Origin of the sequence: Acidovorax sp. Root219 (assembly GCF_001428665.1) — a bacterium.
GTDB lineage: Bacteria > Pseudomonadota > Gammaproteobacteria > Burkholderiales > Burkholderiaceae_C > Acidovorax.
The window spans coordinates 896735-913669 of sequence record NZ_LMIJ01000011.1 but is presented as its reverse complement, the minus strand read 5'-3'; the positions used below and the strand labels follow the sequence as shown (position 1 = coordinate 913669).

Annotated in this window: 18 protein-coding genes and 1 pseudogene; 6 read left to right on the top strand and 13 right to left on the bottom strand. The window is 66.9% G+C overall.

What is annotated here, in order from left to right:
* Positions 1 to 318, bottom strand: a pseudogene (locus ASE28_RS14955) (hypothetical protein); the annotation flags it as partial.
* A gap of 282 nt (positions 319 to 600) precedes the next feature.
* Here ASE28_RS14955 and ASE28_RS14950 point away from each other — a divergent pair.
* Positions 601 to 882 carry a hypothetical protein gene (locus ASE28_RS14950; RefSeq protein WP_057267251.1) on the top strand — a complete coding sequence of 94 codons (282 nt, stop codon included), beginning with the start codon at positions 601 to 603 and terminating at the stop codon, positions 880 to 882.
* 18 nt (positions 883 to 900) lie between these two features.
* On the opposite strand, the gene holA is transcribed toward ASE28_RS14950, so the two are convergent.
* Positions 901 to 1956, bottom strand: a complete 1056-nt coding sequence (holA, locus tag ASE28_RS14945) for a DNA polymerase III subunit delta (RefSeq protein WP_057267250.1) — start codon at positions 1954 to 1956, stop codon at positions 901 to 903.
* Between the two features lie 237 nt (positions 1957 to 2193).
* On the opposite strand from holA, the gene rocF reads away from it, so the two are divergent.
* On the top strand, positions 2194 to 3147 hold the full coding sequence (rocF, locus tag ASE28_RS14940; RefSeq protein ID WP_057267249.1) for an arginase: 954 nt from the start codon (positions 2194 to 2196) through the stop codon (positions 3145 to 3147).
* A 2-nt stretch (positions 3148 to 3149) separates the two neighbouring features.
* Here the strand turns inward: rocF and lptE are convergent, their stop codons facing one another.
* The 6 genes from lptE to ASE28_RS14910 form a co-directional block, all read right to left on the bottom strand.
* Positions 3150 to 3647, bottom strand: a complete 498-nt coding sequence (gene lptE, locus ASE28_RS14935) for an LPS assembly lipoprotein LptE (protein ID WP_057200846.1) — start codon at positions 3645 to 3647, stop codon at positions 3150 to 3152.
* Positions 3648 to 3652: 5 nt separating this feature from the next.
* Positions 3653 to 6364 carry a leucine--tRNA ligase gene (gene leuS / locus ASE28_RS14930; protein ID WP_057200777.1) on the bottom strand — a complete coding sequence of 904 codons (2712 nt, stop codon included), beginning with the start codon at positions 6362 to 6364 and terminating at the stop codon, positions 3653 to 3655.
* Between the two features lie 100 nt (positions 6365 to 6464).
* Positions 6465 to 6905, bottom strand: a complete 441-nt coding sequence (locus ASE28_RS14925; RefSeq protein WP_057200776.1) for a biopolymer transporter ExbD — start codon at positions 6903 to 6905, stop codon at positions 6465 to 6467.
* The gene (locus ASE28_RS14920) at positions 6902 to 7603 is read right to left on the bottom strand and encodes a MotA/TolQ/ExbB proton channel family protein (protein WP_057200775.1); all 702 of its coding nucleotides are present in this window, start codon (positions 7601 to 7603) and stop codon (positions 6902 to 6904) included. The genes ASE28_RS14925 and ASE28_RS14920 overlap by 4 nt, the downstream gene beginning before the upstream one ends.
* Positions 7604 to 7624: 21 nt before the next feature.
* On the bottom strand, positions 7625 to 8455 hold the full coding sequence (dapB, locus tag ASE28_RS14915) for a 4-hydroxy-tetrahydrodipicolinate reductase (RefSeq protein ID WP_082608066.1): 831 nt from the start codon (positions 8453 to 8455) through the stop codon (positions 7625 to 7627).
* 81 nt (positions 8456 to 8536) lie between these two features.
* Entirely contained in the window at positions 8537 to 9109 is a 573-nt protein-coding gene (locus tag ASE28_RS14910) for an outer membrane protein assembly factor BamE (protein WP_057267248.1), read from the bottom strand.
* An 85-nt stretch (positions 9110 to 9194) separates the two neighbouring features.
* On the opposite strand from ASE28_RS14910, the gene fur reads away from it, so the two are divergent.
* Complete coding sequence (gene fur, locus ASE28_RS14905; RefSeq protein WP_057200773.1) at positions 9195 to 9617, top strand: ferric iron uptake transcriptional regulator; 423 nt, start codon at positions 9195 to 9197, stop codon at positions 9615 to 9617.
* A 30-nt stretch (positions 9618 to 9647) separates the two neighbouring features.
* On the opposite strand, the gene hprK is transcribed toward fur, so the two are convergent.
* The 4 genes from hprK to ASE28_RS14885 form a co-directional block, all read right to left on the bottom strand.
* On the bottom strand, positions 9648 to 10604 hold the full coding sequence (gene hprK, locus ASE28_RS14900; protein WP_057200772.1) for an HPr(Ser) kinase/phosphatase: 957 nt from the start codon (positions 10602 to 10604) through the stop codon (positions 9648 to 9650).
* Between the two features lie 32 nt (positions 10605 to 10636).
* Positions 10637 to 11104, bottom strand: a complete 468-nt coding sequence (locus ASE28_RS14895; protein WP_057200771.1) for a PTS sugar transporter subunit IIA — start codon at positions 11102 to 11104, stop codon at positions 10637 to 10639.
* A 108-nt stretch (positions 11105 to 11212) separates the two neighbouring features.
* On the bottom strand, positions 11213 to 11548 hold the full coding sequence (hpf, locus tag ASE28_RS14890; protein ID WP_007857535.1) for a ribosome hibernation-promoting factor, HPF/YfiA family: 336 nt from the start codon (positions 11546 to 11548) through the stop codon (positions 11213 to 11215).
* A 231-nt stretch (positions 11549 to 11779) separates the two neighbouring features.
* Positions 11780 to 13015, bottom strand: coding sequence for an MFS transporter (locus ASE28_RS14885; protein ID WP_057200770.1), 1236 nt, complete (start codon positions 13013 to 13015; stop codon positions 11780 to 11782).
* A 205-nt stretch (positions 13016 to 13220) separates the two neighbouring features.
* On the opposite strand from ASE28_RS14885, the gene ASE28_RS14880 reads away from it, so the two are divergent.
* Positions 13221 to 14141 (top strand): phosphoribosylaminoimidazolesuccinocarboxamide synthase, encoded by a 921-nt coding sequence (locus ASE28_RS14880; RefSeq protein WP_057267247.1) that lies wholly within the window; start codon positions 13221 to 13223, stop codon positions 14139 to 14141.
* Positions 14142 to 14204: 63 nt separating this feature from the next.
* Here the strand turns inward: ASE28_RS14880 and trxA are convergent, their stop codons facing one another.
* Positions 14205 to 15110, bottom strand: coding sequence for a thioredoxin (trxA, locus tag ASE28_RS14875; RefSeq protein WP_057267246.1), 906 nt, complete (start codon positions 15108 to 15110; stop codon positions 14205 to 14207).
* 154 nt (positions 15111 to 15264) lie between these two features.
* Between trxA and purE the strand changes: the two genes are divergently transcribed.
* Both purE and ASE28_RS14865 read left to right on the top strand, forming a co-directional pair.
* The gene (gene purE, locus ASE28_RS14870) at positions 15265 to 15762 is read left to right on the top strand and encodes a 5-(carboxyamino)imidazole ribonucleotide mutase (RefSeq protein ID WP_057200768.1); all 498 of its coding nucleotides are present in this window, start codon (positions 15265 to 15267) and stop codon (positions 15760 to 15762) included.
* Entirely contained in the window at positions 15759 to 16928 is a 1170-nt protein-coding gene (locus tag ASE28_RS14865) for a 5-(carboxyamino)imidazole ribonucleotide synthase (RefSeq protein ID WP_057267245.1), read from the top strand. The genes purE and ASE28_RS14865 overlap by 4 nt, the downstream gene beginning before the upstream one ends.
* Positions 16929 to 16935 lie beyond the last annotated feature (7 nt).

The window sequence follows — 16935 nt, the reverse complement described above, 5'->3', positions numbered from 1 at the left end:
CGAGTTGTCACCCCAGGCCCAGACGGTGCCATCGGCCTTGAGCGCCATCGAGAACGAGCCCCGGGCCACCACCTGGACCACGTTCTGCAGCGTGGGGATCTGCGTGGGCACCGTGCGAGTGCTGGAATTGCCAAGGCCCAGTTGCCCGCCATTGCCGTAACCCCACGACCAGACCGTGCCGTCGGCACGCAACACGAGGGCATGGTCATAGCCCATGGAAATGGCAGGCTGCACGGCCTGGGCGGAGGTCATCACGAAAGCGGAGCACAGCGCGGCAGCACCCAGGGCAGCGGCAGTGCGCAAAGACTTCTTCGTCATCAGATACTTCATCGGTTCCCTCGATAAGAATAAAAAAGAAAATGGAATCACCGTTCAGAGCCTGCAAGGGCTCCATGAACCAGCGGTGTTGCAGCCATTCCATCCCCGAGATGCCGGGCTGCGACCCGCCTGGCTGCGAGTCTGCCGACGGCCGGCTTTGCAAACAATGGTGTACGGAACAGGCCGGCGGGGCAGGCGTGAACTTGTGCACGAACCCTGTACGGAAAAACGCACGGTCGTGCCGGCGCCGGGTCGCCACGTCCTTTCGCCGATACTTGGGGCATGGCTGCAGAACACGATCAACTCACCACATTGCAAGGCGCCCTGGCGCGTTTCAGCGAGGGCGCGGCCAGTGCAGCGTCCTTGAGCGACCTGGCGCGCGGACAGGCGCAATTGCTGGCGGCGCTGCCTCCGCGCTACAGCGAGGTGCTGCTGAATCTGCTGGACCGGCTCGAATCGAGCGCGCTGTTCTCCGAAGAGAGCTGCTCATTCAGCCAGAAGGACCTGGTGGCCAACCTGCAGATGTGGGTGGACAAGGCGCGAGTCACGCTGGACGCTCGCTGAGCCCCGCCGATCGACCTGTCAGCGGGCCGCGCTGGTGAGCTTGCACAGCTGCAGCGCCAGGCGCTGCAGGGCCTGCCAGCCATCGGTGGGCCAGTCGGGCGACTTCAGGCCCTTGACGATGCCGTCCACGGTGTGGGCCGATTGCAGCAGGCGTGCCAGCGCCGCATCGCTGGCCTTCGGCAGGATGCGCTCGAACAGGCGCTCCTTGGGGCCCCAGATGCGGTTCTCGCGCAGGGCCATGGGCAGGGGGCGGCCGGCGTTCATCGCATCTTTCACACGCTTGAGGGCGCGGATGTCTTCGGCCAGGGCCCAGTGCACCAGCACCTCGGCCTCGCCCTCGGCCTGCAGGCCGTCGAGCATGCGCTGCACGCGGCCGGTGTGGCCGGCCAGCACCGATTCGGACAGCTTGAACACGTCGTAGCGCGCCACGTTGAGCACGGCGGCCTCCACCTGCGCCTGCGTGAGCTCGCCAGGCGGGTGCAGCAGTGCCAGCTTCTGGATTTCCTGGTGCGCGGCGAGCAGGTTGCCCTCCACCCGGTCAGCAAAGAACTGCAGTGTGCGCTGACCTTCTTCACCCGCCACCACGCGCTGGCCCTGGGTGGCCAGGCGCTGGGCGATCCACTGCGGCAGCACGCCGCGCTCGATGGGGTCTATCTGGATCGAAGTGCCGTTGCCTTCAAGCGCGGCGAACCAGGCCCCGGTGCGGGTGGCCTTGTCCAGGCGCGGCAGCATCACCAGCGTGAGAGTGCTGTCGTTGCCCTTGGCGGCCTCGGCAATCTGCTGAAGCGCCACGCTGCCGTCCTTGCCAGGCTTGCCCGAGGGGACGCGGATCTCCACGATCTGTTTGTCGGCAAACAGACTCAGCGATCCCCCCGCTGCCAGCACAGCGCTCCAATCAAAGTGAGCGCCCGCTACCGTGTAGGAGCTGCGCTCGGTATAGCCCTGGGTGCGCGCCGTGGCACGGATGGCGTCGGCCGCCTCCTGTTGCAGCAGGGCTTCGTCGCCATGCAGGACATACAGTGGCGACAAGGCCCGTTGGAGGTGGGTGGAGAGTTGGGCCAGGGCGACTTGCATGGGGCAAAGTCTATCGCTCCCGGAGTGCGCGCCGCACCACCCCACGAAGCGATACACCGATCACGCTGCGCAAACTGCCAGTAAATCGCTGCAAATTGATCGGTTTACTGCAAGAATTGCACAGGCCTCTGGCTTTCCATTGCGCGTGCGCAGACCCACAATAATGGTCCGCAATGCTGCGGCGCTATCCGTGCCGCAATGGCTTGCCAGATCACCACCCCACAAAGGCCTTTTCGCATGACCACCTCCCCTGCCCCGCAGCTTGCCGCCAGCCTGATCGGCGCCCCCACCGACATCGGTGCCGGCGCACGAGGTGCCTCCATGGGCCCCGAAGCCTTGCGCGTGGCAGGCCTGCAGGCTGCCCTGGAACGGCACGATCTGCAGGTGGTGGACCGCGGCAACCTGAACGGCCCGGCCAACCCCTGGCAGCCGCCAGTGGATGGCTACCGCCACCTGCCCGAGGTGGTGCAGTGGAACCGGTTGGTGTTCGACGCGGTGTATGCCGAGTTGCAGCAGGGACGCCTGCCGATTCTGCTGGGTGGCGACCATTGCCTGGGCCTGGGCAGCATCAGTGCGGTGGCACGCCACTGCGCCGACACAGGCAAGACGCTGCGCGTGCTCTGGCTCGACGCCCATGCCGACTTCAACACCAGCGCCCTGACCCCGAGCGGCAATGTGCACGGCATGCCCGTGGCCTGCCTGTGCGGTCTGGGCCCGCCCGAGCTCACCGGCCTGGCCGGCATGCCCGGCGGCGGCCCGGCCCTGCGGCCGCAGCAGGTGCGCCAGATCGGCATCCGCAGTGTCGACGCCGGTGAAAAGCGCCTGGTGCACGAACAGGGGCTGGAGGTGTTCGACATGCGCGCCATCGACGAGATCGGCATGCGCCAGGCCATGCAGCAGGCCCTGGCCGGCATGGACGACCAGACCCACCTGCACGTGAGCTTCGACGTGGACTTCCTGGACCCGGCCATCGCCCCCGGCGTGGGCACCACCGTGCCCGGCGGCCCGACCTACCGCGAGGCCCAGCTGTGCATGGAGATGATCGCCGACAGCGGCCGCCTGGCCTCGCTGGACATCATGGAACTGAACCCGGCCCTGGATGTGCGCAACCAGACGGCGGAGGTGGCCGTGGACCTGGTCGAATCACTGTTCGGCAAGAGCACGCTGATGCGCGTGCCCCCGCTGAAATAACTTCAGCGCTTGACGACTGCGAGCCGGCGCAGCAACTGCTGCACGATGTCGGTCTGCATGTTGCGATACAGCAGCGCCTCTTCAGCCTCCTTGGCCAGGGCGATGGTTTCGTTGTAGCTGATGTCGCGCTGTTGCAGCAGCTCGGTCTCGGGCAGGAGTTCGGCGCCGGTGGAGCTGCGCACGCGAAACTTCACGCGCAGCCGCAGTTGCAGCTCGCGCACCTGGCCCGAGGCGTTCTGCCCCACGACCACGCGCTCGCGCTGCTCGGACAACAACTCCAGCCCGACCTGGGCCTTGGGCAGGTCGGCCATGTCGCGCAGCACCGTGAGCTTGGAGCCGGACCCATCCAGCGTACGCTGCAGTTCGCGCGCCAGCGTCGAGCTGGGAGGCGCGGCGATGAACAGCGTATCGAATGTGAACTCGGGCACACCGCGCAGGCGGAAGCCGCAGGCCGTGAGCAAGGCGGCAGGTGCCAGCAGGAGCAGGGTGCGCTTGTTCATCATGGTCATACAACCACGTTCACCAGGCGCCCCGGCACCACGATCACGCGCTTGGGCGCGGCACCGGCGGCCTGGGCGATGAAGGCCTCGCTGGCCAGCGCCAGGCGTTCGATCTCGGCCTTGTCGGCCTGGGCCGGCACGAGGATGGAGCCACGCAGCTTGCCGTTGACCTGGAGCATGAGCTCGATCTCGTCCTGCACCAGCGCACTGGCATCCACCTGGGGCCAGGGCGCATCGAGCAGCTCGCCGAGCGCACCGGCATAGCCCAGCGTGGTCCACAGCGTGTGAGCGATGTGGGGCGTGGCGGGGTACAGGCTGCGCAGCAGGATGCCGAAGCCCTCAATCAATGCCACCTGGGCGCCGGCCGAGTCGGTGGCCTTGAAGTCCTCGAGCGCGTTGATCATCTTCATCGCGCCCGAGACCACCGTGTTGTACTGCATGCGCTGGTAGTCGTAGTCCACCTGCTTGAGCACGCTGTGGATCTCCAGGCGCAGGGCCTTGGCCTCCTTGCCGAACTGCACGTCGGCCAGGCTGCTGGCACCGGCCACGCTGGCCAGTGCCGCATCGCGGTCGATGGCGGCGAGCTTGAAGCCGAAGTTCCACACCCGGCGCAGGAAGCGGTAGCTGCCTTCCACGGCGGCATCGTTCCACTCCAGCGTGGCTTCGGGCGGGGCCGTGAACATGGTGTACAGGCGGGCCGTGTCGGCGCCGTACTTCTCGATCAGGTCCTGCGGATCGACACCGTTGTTCTTGGACTTGGACATGGTGCCCACGCCCTCGTAGTCGATGGCCGTGCCCACGGGCAGGTCGCCCACGGCATTCACCAGCTTCGCGCCGATGATCTTGCCTGCCTCGTCGTGCAGGTGCTCGACGTCGTGCGGCCAGAAATACTCCTTGCCGCCCTTGTCGGTGCGGCGCGAGTAGATGTGGTTGAGCACCATGCCTTGCGTGAGCAGCTTGGTGAAGGGCTCGTCGACCGTCACCAGCCCCAGGTCGCGCATGACCTTGGTCCAGAAGCGCGCGTAGAGCAAGTGCAGGATGGCGTGCTCGATGCCGCCGATGTACTGGTCCATGCCGCTGCCACCGGTGGCAACCTGCTGGTCGCGCATCCAGTAGGCGGTGCCGTCGGCCACCATGGCGTCGGCATTCTTCGGGTCGCAGTAGCGCATGAAGTACCACGAGCTGTCCACGAAGGTGTCCATGGTGTCGGTCTCGCGCCGCGCGGCCTTGCCGCAGACGGGGCAGACCACGCCGGCATGAAAGCCCTCGTGCTTGTGCAGCGGGTTGCCCGAGCCGTCGGGCACGCAGTCGGTGGGCAGCACCACCGGCAGGTCCTTCTCGGGCACGGGCACGGCGCCATGCTCTTCGCAATGGATGATGGGGATGGGCGTGCCCCAGTAGCGCTGGCGCGAAACGCCCCAGTCGCGCAGGCGCCAGGTGGTCTTGGTCTCGCCCAGGCCCTTGGCATGCAGGGCGTGGGCCACGGCGGCCACGGCCTCCTTGTAGCCCATGCCGCTGAAGCTGTCGGAGTTGATGGTCACGCCGCGCTGCTTGTCGCCATACCAGTCGTTCCACTGGTGGTAGTCGAAGTGCTCGCCGTCCACCAGCACCACCTGCTTGATTTCCAGGTCGTACTTGAGGGCGAAGGCGAAGTCGCGCTCGTCGTGCGCGGGCACGCCCATCACGGCACCGTCGCCATAGCCCATGAGCACGTAGTTGCCCACCCACACCGGAATCTGCTCGTCGGTGATGGGGTGGGTCACGAACAGGCCGGTGGGCTGGCCCTTCTTTTCCTGCGTGGCCAGCTCGGCTTCGGTGGTGCCGCCGCTCTTGCATTCCTCGATGAAGGCCGCCAGCGCCGGGTTGCTGCGCGCCGCATGGGCCGCCAGCGGGTGCTCGGGCGCCACGGCGCAGAAGCTCACGCCCATGATGGTGTCGGCACGCGTGGTGAAGACGTACATGCGGCCATCGCCGATCAGCGCGCCGTCGTCACCGCGGATGTCGTGCGGGAAGGCGAAGCGCACGCCCTCGCTCTTGCCGATCCAGTTCTCCTGCATGAGCTTGACACGCTCGGGCCAGCCGGGCAGCTTGTCGCCGGTCACGAAGTCCAGCAACTCCTCGGCGTAGTCGGTGATCTTGAGGTAGTAGCCGGGGATCTCGCGCTTTTCCACCGTGGCGCCGGTGCGCCAACCCTTGCCGTCGATGACCTGCTCGTTGGCCAGCACGGTCTGGTCCACCGGGTCCCAGTTCACGACCTGGGTCTTGCGGTAGGCGATGCCCTTGTCCAGCATCTTCAGGAACAGCCACTGGTTCCAGCGGTAGTAGCTCGGGTCGCAGGTGGCGACTTCGCGCGACCAGTCGATGGCCAGGCCCATGGCCTGCATCTGCTTTTTCATGTACGCGATGTTCTCGTACGTCCACTTGGCGGGCGGCACGCCGTTCTTGAGCGCCGCGTTCTCGGCCGGCAGGCCGAAGGCGTCCCAGCCCATGGGCATGAGCACGTTGTGGCCGTTCATGCGCAGGTAGCGCGTGAGCATGTCGTTGATGGTGTAGTTGCGCACATGGCCCATGTGCAGCTTGCCGCTGGGGTAGGGCAGCATCGAGCAGGCGTAGAACTTCTTCTTGTTCGCGTCTTCCGTCACGCGGTAGGCATCGCGGGCGGTCCAGTGGTCTTGCGCGGCGCGCTCAACCTCTTGGGGAGAGTATTTGTCTTGCATGGAGGCTCGGGTCAGAATGGGGTGCAGCCACAGGACTGCGCTGCGCGGATTTTAGGCTGTCGGGCGCACCACCCTGCGCGCATGCCCTGCCAGCCGGCTTTCAGGGGTTTTTCGGGGCCGTGGCAGCCGCCTGTGGATCGGCCACGAAGCCGATGCGCTGCAGGCCTGCGGCATGGGCCGCCCCCATGATCTCGACGATGCGGCCATAGGGCACGGCGGTGTCGGCGCGCAGCTGTACTTCGGTGTCGGGCTCTGCAGCGCCGATGCGCTGCAGGCGCTCGGCCAGCGCGGCCTGCGCCAGCGGCTGGTCATCGAGGTAGGCCTGGCCGGTGCGATCCACCACCAGCGTGAGGGCCCTTGCGGGGGCGCCCGGCGCGGCGCCATCGGCGCGCGGCAGGTCCAGGCGGATGGCGCTGGCCATGAGCGGCGCGGTGAGGATGAAGATCACCACCAGCACCAGCATCACATCGACCAGCGGGGTCATGTTGATGTCACTCATGGGCGCCGAGCCCTGGCTGCGCTCCAACCGGCCGAAGCTCATTCCCCGCCTCCCGGACGGAAAAGCCCGCCCTGCGGGGTGCCGCCGGCTGCGGTATCGATGCGCAGCTCGCGCAGGTCGCGCGCTAAGCCTTCGAGGTCGGCTTCAATGCGCCCGATCAGGCGCCCACAGACGTTGTAGGCCAACACGGCCGGAATGGCCACGGCCAGGCCGGCGGCGGTCATGACCAGGGCTTCACCCACCGGACCGGCCACGCGGTCGATGGTGATCTGCCCGGCGCCGGCCATGGCCGAGAGTGCATGGTAGATGCCCCACACCGTACCCAGCAAGCCCACGAACGGCGCGGTGGAGCCCACGGTGGCCAGCAGCACCTGGCCGAACTGCAGGCGGCCCAACACCGCGTGCAGTGCGTCGCGCAGCACGCGCGTCAGGCGCTGGGACAGGCTGCCCATGGAAGCCAGCGCTGCCGGGGATGCCTGGTCGGCCACGGTGTTCACGGCCTGCACCATGGGCAGCACCAGGGCCAGCCGGTCGAAAGTCTGCAGGCGCAGCGCGGCGTCCTGCAGCGAGGGGGCCTGCCAGACCGCAGCCACGCAGCGCGCCACGTCGGCACTGGCGCGGCGCAGCAGGCGCAGCTTCCAGACGATCACCACCCAGCTGGCGACGGACATGCACAGCAGCACCAGGGCGGTGGCCTGCGTGACCGCATCGCCCTGGCGCCACCAATGGAGTGCATCCATGCGCTTGAACAGCCTGTTTGTTTACTTCAGGTTGAGCACGTCGAACATGTCGTGCAACCCGGTCTTGTGCGCGGCCAGGTAGCGCACGGCGCGCAGGCTGCCCTGGGCATAGGTGGTGCGGCTGGACGATTTGTGCGTGATCTCGATGCGCTCGCCGATGCCGGCGAACAGCACGGTGTGGTCGCCCACGATGTCGCCGCCACGGATGGCGGCAAAGCCGATGGAGGACGGATCGCGCTCGCCGGTGATGCCTTCGCGGGCGTAGACGGCGCATTCCTTGAGGTCCCGGCCCATGGCTTCGGCGATGACCTCGCCCATCTTGAGCGCGGTGCCCGAGGGCGCATCCACCTTGTGGCGGTGGTGGGCTTCGATGATCTCGATGTCGTAGCCGATGGCCATGGCCTTGGCGGCCATCTCCAGCAGCTTGAGCGTGACGTTGACGCCGACGCTCATGTTGGGCGCCATGACCACGGCCGTGCGCTGCGCCAGGGCCGCGATCTCGACCTTCTGCTCGTCGGAGAAACCGGTGGTCCCGATGACCATCTTCACGCCCAGTTCGGCGCACGCGGCCAGATGGGCCAAGGTGCCTTCGGGGCGGGTGAAGTCGATCAGGACGTCGGCGTTCTGCAGGCCCACCCGCAGGTCGGAGGTGATGGCCACGCCGCTGGCATGGCCGAGGAAGGCGGTGGCGTCCGAGCCGATGCCGGGACTGGCGGCCACGTCCAGTGCGCCGGCGAGCACGCAGTCATCGGTGGCACGCAGGGCCTCGATGAGCATGCGGCCCATGCGGCCCGAAGCGCCGGCCACGGCCACGCGCACGGGGGTGGAGGCAGTCGATGTGTTCCCTGGCATGTGTTTCCTGGTATCGCAAAAAAGGGGGTCCGCAGACCCATGTCAATCCATCAAAAAGCCCGCAGGGGGCTGGCTGGACGCTCAGCGCCCAGGCGCCTCAAGGGGCGGGTAGCGCGCCGGCGCGAGTTCCTGCGGTGCTGCGTCGGCAGCCTTTTCGGCAGGGGTTTCGGCTTTGCGCGCGGGATAGCGCGACAGCTGGTCCGGCGTGGCTTCCAGCACCGGCACCTTGCCCTTGCCGGTGCGGCCGCCGTCCAGCGAAGCGACGAATTCAGCCTCCGACGGCATCTCGTCGCCTTCCGAGCGGGCCAGCACGTCGCCCTCGAAGAACACCGTGAGCTTGCGGGTCTGCAGCTCGGCCGATGGTTTCTTCAGGGTGAAGACATACTCCCAGCGGTTGGAATGGAACAGGCTGGTCACCAGGGGCGTGCCCAGGATTTCACGCACCTGCTGGCGGCTCATGCCGGGCTTCAAGGCCTCGACCTGTTCGCGCGAGACGAAATTGCCCTGCACGACGTCGATCTTGTACGGCGTGACCACGGTGGCCAGGCGGCGGCTGGCGCCGTCCAGGCTGCCGCACCCTGCCAGGGTACCGACAGCGGCACCCACCAACAGGATCCAGCCCAGGCGGGCATTGATACGGGCTTTGACTGGCATGAGGGAAAGAGCAGAGGATATGATCAAACCATTGTAGCGGCAGCCTCTCTCCCCTTCCCGGGCCACCGGCAACCAGGACCAATCCATGACCAACATCGACGAACTCAAAAGCACCGGCCTCAAGGCAACCCTGCCCCGCCTGAAGATCATGGAGATCTTCCAGAAAGGCGCACAGCGCCACATGACGGCGGAAGACGTGTTCCGCGTGCTGCTGGAAGAGCGCTCGGACATCGGCCTGGCCACCGTGTACCGCGTGCTCACGCAGTTCGAGCAGGCGGGCATCCTGATCCGCAGCAACTTCGAGAGCGGCAAGGCGGTGTATGAGCTCAACGAGGGACAGCACCACGACCATTTCGTGTGCACGTCCTGCGGCAAGGTGGAAGAGTTCTACGACCCCGAGATCGAAAAGCGCCAGCAGATCGTGGCCAAGGCCAAGGGCTGGCTGGTGCAGGACCACACCATGGCGCTATACGGCCAGTGCGCCGCCTGCGCCAGCAAGAACGCCTGAAGTCCGCAGCCCTGCGGGCCGCGCCTGGCTTCAGCCTCCGGTATCGCGCTCCATGGCGCGGCGATGGCGCTCCACGAATTCCTGGTAGGTATCGATCCCGCGCAACTGCAGGATGGTGTTGCGCACGGCGGCTTCCACCAGCACGGCGATGTTGCGGCCGGCCACCACCTGGATCACCACCTTGAGCACAGGCACGCCAAGCACGTCCTGGGTGAGTGGCTCGTAGGGCAGACGCTCGTAGTCGCGCTCCAGCGTCTCCTTGCGCACCAGGTGCACGATGAGTTTGAGGCGCATCTTGCGGCGCACGGCCGTCTCGCCAAAGATGGCGCGGATGTCCAGGAGGCCGATGCCGCGCACTTCGAGCAGGTTCTGCAGCAGCTCGGGGCACTTGCCCTCGATGGTGGTCTGGTTGATGCGAAACAGGTCCACCGCATCGTCGGCCACCAGGCCGTTGCCGCGCGAGATCAGCTCCAGGCCGAGTTCGCTCTTGCCCAGGCCCGACTCACCCGTGATCATCACGCCCAGGCCCAGGATGTCCATGAACACGCCGTGCATCGTGGTGCGGTCGGCAAAGTGCTTGGACAGGTAGGCCCGCAGCACGTCGATCACGAAGGCCGAGGACTCGTGCGTGGAGAACATCGGGATCTGCGCACGTTCGCACATCGATACCAGCGCATCGGGCGCGGTCTGGCTATCGGCCAGCACCAGCACCGGCGGCTCCAGCGTCACGATGCGGGCGATGCGGCGCTTGCAGTCGTCGGGCGAGGCGCTGCTCAGGTACGCGATTTCGCGCTCACCGAGGATCTGTACCCGGTAGGGGTGGATGTAATTGAGGTAGCCGACCAGGTCGGCGCCCGAGCGCGCAGAGCGCACGGCGACTTCGTCAAAGCGGCGTTCTGAAGCGCCGAGGCCCGCGACCCATTCCCATTTCAGGGGGCCGCGGAATTCCTCGAACAGGACATCGGCGCTGACAACATTGGGCTTCACGGCAGAAGGCGGGTGCGCGATGCCGGCTCGGCTCAGGCGGCCTGGGTGGACTGCCAGCCGGCAATCATGCCGTGCAGTTCGGCCGCGTCAATGCTGGCCTTGAGCTTTTCGCGCAGGACCGAGTCGCTGAGCAGTTCGGCGATCTCCGAGAGGATTTCCAGGTGCTTCTGGGTCGCCGCTTCGGGCACCAGCAGAAAGATCAGCAGCGCCACCGGCATTTCGTCGGGGGCGTCGAAGCCGATGGGATGGGCCAGCTGGAACACGGCAGCCATCGGGGCCTTGAGGCCCTTGATGCGGCCGTGCGGGATGGCCACACCGTGGCCCAGGCCCGTGGAGCCCAGGCGCTCGCGCGCAAACAGGCTGTCGGTGATCAGGGCACGCGAGAGCCCGTGCTGGCTCTCGAACAGCAGACCCGCCTCTTCAAAAGCACGCTTCTTGCTGGTGGAGTCCACGCTCACGAGCACTTGGGCGGGAGGCAGGATGGAGGCGAGTCGGTTCATGGTCAGAGGTAACAATTATGCACATATTGGCAAAAACCCTGAGCAATTTACAAGGAGCCACAAAAAAACCGCCTCCAGGGGCGGTTGCTGTGGCCCGCAATGCAACGCTCAGGCGTGCATTTCGCGCTTGGCAGCTTCGTGGTGGTGGTCCTGCAGGCGGTCCTTGTGGCGCACCACCTGGCGGTCCATCTTGTCGACCAACTCATCGACCGCAGCATACAGGTCGGAGTGGGAGCTTTCGGCAAACAGGTCGTTGCCTTTCACATGGATATTGCATTCCGCTCGCTGGCGCTTTTCCTTTTCCTTTTGCTTCTCTACTGTCAGCAGCACCTTGACATCTACTACCTGGTCGAAATGGCGATTGATCCGGTCCAGCTTGGTGGTCACATAACTGCGCAGGGCTGGGGTAACTTCGAGGTGGTGACCGCTGATCGTCAAGTTCATAAATAAGTCTCCTGTGGCTCTCGGTGGAACAAATGCCGCCCTGGATCAGAGGTGCGGCCCGGCGAACTTGGATGCATCCATTGACGGGTTCACTATGCCCCTGCTGTCATCGAAATGCAATCCCATACCGCCCCTGCCCGCTGGGTTATGCCGGCCAAGGTGCCAGCGGCCCGAAAAGGGCGCACAATGGCTGAGTTGGCGGGGGAGCACCTCCCCCTTTCGCCTCGCGACTCAAGCCTTGGCTGCAGTCACCGGCGCTGCGCCATGCAGCACCAGCCGCCCCACCACCATGATCGACAGCACGCTGGCAACGGTGCCCACCACAGCGGCCATCCAGTAGCCCTGCACCAGCCCCTGGGCATCGCGGCTGATCAGCACACCCCCCACCAGTGACGCCACCCCCATGGCAGCAGACTGCACCGAGGCATTGAGCGTCATGAATGTGCCGCGCAGTTGCGGATTGGCGGCCGAGGTGATGATGGCCATGCCCGGAATCATGCGCCCGCTCATGAAGGCAAACATCAGCGTGGACACGATCAGCACGGTCCACAGCGGCACCCCGTGCACCAGCGTGATGCCCAGCAGGCAGGGCCCGACCGCCAGGGCCAGCCAGCGGAAGGTGGCCACCTTGCCGCGCGCATCCGTCAGGCGCCCGAACAGGCGTGCCGTGAACAGCGTCACCACCCCGCCGCACAGGTAGATCAATGGCACCTGGTCGGTGCGCACGCCGGCATTGGCCTGCATGTAGATCGTGATGTAGGGGATCACCGTGAAGCCCGTGAACATCAGCAGGCCCGAGAACACGAAGGCCCGCCGGTGGTTGGCGTCCCGCAGCACCTCGGCGATGCCGCCCAGCGCCGTGCGCTGCTGGCCTGCGGCCAGATGGGCGTTCATGGTGGGCAGCGTACGCGCGGCAAACACCAGCAGCAGCAGGCACATGGCGGCGATGGCGAAGAAGGGCATGTGCCAGCCTCCGTACTCGGCGAACACCAGCCCCAGCGGCACCCCGGCCACCGTGGACACCGAGAACGAGGTCATCACGATGCCCATCGCCCGCCCGCGCCGTTCGAAGGGAACGACATCGGCCACGACAGTCTGGCACAGGGCCGAGAGCACGCCGCCGAACATGCCGGCCAGCACGCGCGCCACCATCAGCGTGGCGTAGGTGGGCGCCAGGCCGCAGGCCAGCGTGGCCAGGCCGAACAGCGCGTACAGCGCCAGCAGCAGCCGCTTGCGGCCAAAGCGGTCGATGTAGGTGGAGGCCAGCAGCCCCGAGACACCGGCCGACAGCGTGTACGCCGACACCAGCAGGCCGAACTGCGCGTCACTGATGGAGAAGATGCGCGTGAGCTGCGGGCCCAGCGGCATCATGATCATGAAATCCAGGATGTGGGTGAACTGCACGCCCGCCAGGGTCAGCAGCAGCCACAGTTCGCGGCGGGGAGTGAGGGGATGGGAAGTGGGCACAAAGGGTGGCCGGCAAGGGCATGGTGAAAGCAAGCCCGGCAGTGTGCCGCCCCTCGGGGTGCCCTACAAGCCCCTGCCCGACCGGACCGCCCGCCCCGGCGCGTAAAATCGCAGATTGCACAGATTGTGGCCGCGCGGGTGCGCGCCCCTCCCCTTTTCCCCAAGGCCTGCCTGCAGCGGACACCGACTGCCCCACACCGACACCATGACCCAGCCCAGCTCCAACGCCCTGCACACCTCTGCCCTGACCTCGCTGCCCCTGCTCGCACGCGGCAAGGTGCGCGACAACTACGCCGTGGGCGACGACCGCATCCTGATGGTGGCCAGCGACCGCCTCTCGGCCTTCGACGTGATCATGGGCGAACCCATCCCCGGCAAGGGCGAGCTGCTCACGCAGATGGCGCTGTTCTGGTTCGACAAGCTCGGCCACATCTGCCCCAACCACCTGACCGGCGACGCCCCCGAGAGCGTGGTCACCCCGGCCGAGGCGCCGCAGATCCGCGGCCGCTCGATGCTGGTGCAGCGCCTGCAACCCATTCCGGTCGAGGCGGTGGTGCGCGGCTACCTGGCCGGCAGTGGCTGGAAGGAATACCAGGAGTCGCGCTCGGTCTGTGGCGTGCCTCTGCCAGAAGGCCTGACCAACGCGGCCAAGCTGCCCGCGCCCATCTACACCCCGGCCGCCAAGGCCGCAGCGGGCGAGCACGATGAGAACATCACCTTCGAGCGCACCGTGGAGATGATCGGCCTGCCCCTGGCCACGCAGATCCGCGACCTGAGCATCGCCATCTACCAGGCCGCCGCCGAGATCGCGCTCACCAAGGGCATGATCATTGCCGACACGAAATTCGAATTCGGCCTCGCGCCCGATGGCACGCTGGTGCTGATGGACGAGGTGCTCACGCCCGACAGCTCGCGCTACTGGCCCGTGGAAGGCTATGAAGCGGCGCTCGCAACTGGCCAGAACCCGCCGAGCTACGACAAGCAGTTCGTGCGCGACTGGCTGGAACAGGCCCAGGTCAACGGCAAGCCCTGGGACAAGACCCCACCCTCGCCGCGCCTGCCGCGCGAAGTGATTGAAAAGACCGCGGCCAAGTACCGCGAGGCGCTGGAACGCCTGGTCGGCTGATTCCCTGGTCACGGCAACGAAAAAGGCTCCCGAGGGAGCCTTTTTGCATGGGGGGGGCGCTGGTCAGCTGAGCACGACGCTCGACAGGCGGCGGCGGTAGGTGGCCACCACCGGATCGTCCGGCGGGATCTGGCCGTCGGCCACCTTGGCCTTGGGCTGCTCGATGATCTCCAGGATGGCGACGTAGGTCTTGCGCGCCACCTCCTCGCCCCAGGCCTTGTCGCGCATGAGGATCTCCAGGAGTTCGTCCATGGCGTCGGTCCAGCGCTGCTCGGTGATGAGCCAGCGCGCCTGTGCCAGGCGGGCATCGAAGTCGCGCTTGTTGGCGGCAATCTTCGCGTCGAACGCGGCAGTGTCGCCGGCGCCTTCGCTGGTCAGCACCGCATCGATGGCATCCATCCAGACCTTGAGCGCGGCGATCTTGCGCGAATTGGGGGCCTTGGCGATCACCGGCGCAAAGGCCACCTTGGCGTCGTCGTCACGGCCCAGTTGCAGCAGCAGCTTGACGTAGTCGAAGCGGGCGTCGTCGTTGCCCGGGTCGGTGGCCACCGCGTGCTGCAGCTTCTCCAGCGCCGTGTCGGTGTCGCCTTCGGCCAGCGCATCCAGAGTCTCTTCCTCCGGCTCCTCGGCTTCCAGGACTTCGGCGGTGGGCAGGTGCTTGTCGAGGAACTCGCGCACCTGGCCCTCGGGCAGGGCCCCCATGAAGCCGTCCACGGGCTGGCCGTTCATGAGCAGCACGCAGGTGGGAATGCTGCGGATGCCGAACATGCCAGCCAGTTGCTGCTCCTGGTCGGAGTCGATCTTGGCCAGCTTGAAGCGGCCGTCGTACTCGGTCTCCAGCTTCTCCAGCACCGGACCCAGCGACTTGCAGGGGCCACACCAGGGCGCCCAGAAATCCACCAGCACAGGCACTTCCATCGAGGCGGCAATCACCTCGGCTTCAAAATTTTCTACGGTGACATCAATCATGGTCGGGGGCCCAGGGCCGGTGAAGCAAGTTGGCGCTATTTTGGCGCATTGAAACAACCCCGTGGCAGGGGGGCCATCGCAAATCGTAAAATCGGGGGTTCCACCTACAGCGCCGAAGCAGACCCGAGTCCGCCGCAGCGCCCCCACACACACCATGAAACCCATCCAGATCGGCGTGGTCATGGGCTCCAGCAGCGACTGGGAGACCATGCAGCATGCAGTGCAGATTCTTGAGCAATTCGGCATTTCCCACGAGGCACGCGTGGTGTCGGCGCACCGCATGCCCGACGACATGTTCGCCTATGCCGAAGCCGCCGTCGGCCGGGGCCTCAAGGCCATCATCGCCGGTGCCGGGGGTGCCGCCCACCTGCCCGGCATGATCGCCGCCAAGACCACCGTGCCCGTGCTGGGCGTGCCGGTGGCCAGCCGCCACCTGCAGGGCGTGGACTCGTTGCACAGTATCGTGCAGATGCCCAAGGGCATCCCCGTGGCGACCTTCGCCATCGGCACGGCCGGCGCCGCCAACGCGGCCCTGTTCGCGGTGGCCCTGCTGGCCAGCGAGAGCCCCGAACTGCGCCAGCGCCTGGAAGCCTTCCGTGCCGAGCAGACCGAAGTGGCGCGCAACATGACCCTGCCCCCCGCTACTGCATGACCACGCTGTCTGCCCCCCTCCTTCCAGGATCGACCCTGGGCGTCCTTGGCGGCGGCCAACTCGGCCGCATGTTCGTGCACACGGCCCAGGCCATGGGCTACTTCACCGCCGTGCTCGATGCCGACCCCACCAGCCCCGCCGGGCTGGTGAGCCACCACCACATTGAAACGGGCTACGAAGACGCGGCCGGCCTGGCCGAGCTGGCCCGCGTGGCGGATGCGGTGACCACCGAATTCGAGAACGTGCCCGCCACCGCCCTCGCGGCCCTGGGCGCGCTGCGCCCCGTGTCGCCCGCTGCAGGTGCCGTGGCCGTGGCGCAGGACCGCGCACAGGAAAAAGCCCATTTCGTGCGCTGCGGCGTGCCGTGCGCACCCTATGCGGTGATCGAGACGGCCGCGCAACTGGCCGCCGTCTCGCCAGACCTGCTGCCCGGCATTCTCAAGACCGCGCGCATGGGCTACGACGGCAAGGGCCAGGTGCGGGTGAAGACTGCGGCCGAACTCGCGGCCGCCTGGAATTCGGTGGGCCAGGTGGCCTGCGTGCTCGAAAAGATGCTGCCGCTGGCGCTCGAATGCTCGGTCATCGTGGCGCGTGGGGCCGACGGCGCCTGCGTGCACCTGCCGGTGCAGCGCAACCTGCACCGCGACGGCATCCTGGCCGTGACCGAGGTGCATGCCGGCAACCTGCCCGACGACCTGGCACTCCAGGCCATCGCGGGTGCCATCTCGGTTGCCACCGGCCTGTCGTACGTGGGCGTGCTGTGCGTGGAGTTCTTCGTGCTGCAGGACGGCGCTCTGGTGGTCAACGAGATCGCCCCGCGCCCGCACAACAGCGGCCACTACAGCCAGAACGCCTGCGATGTCTCGCAGTTCGAATTGCAGGTGCGCACGATGGCCGGCCTGCCGCTCACGCAGCCGCGCCAGCACAGCCCGGCGGTCATGCTCAACCTGCTGGGCGACCTGTGGTTTGCTGCCGACGGCAGCGGGCAGACCCCGCCCTGGGCCGAAATACTGGCCCTGCCCGGCACCCACCTGCACCTGTACGGCAAGCGCGAAGCCAAGCCCGGGCGCAAGATGGGGCACCTGAACATCACGGCAGACAGTGCCGATGCGGCACGCGCCACCGCCCTCAAGGCTGCGGCCCTGCTGGGCATTGCGCCCTTCTGACCCGGTC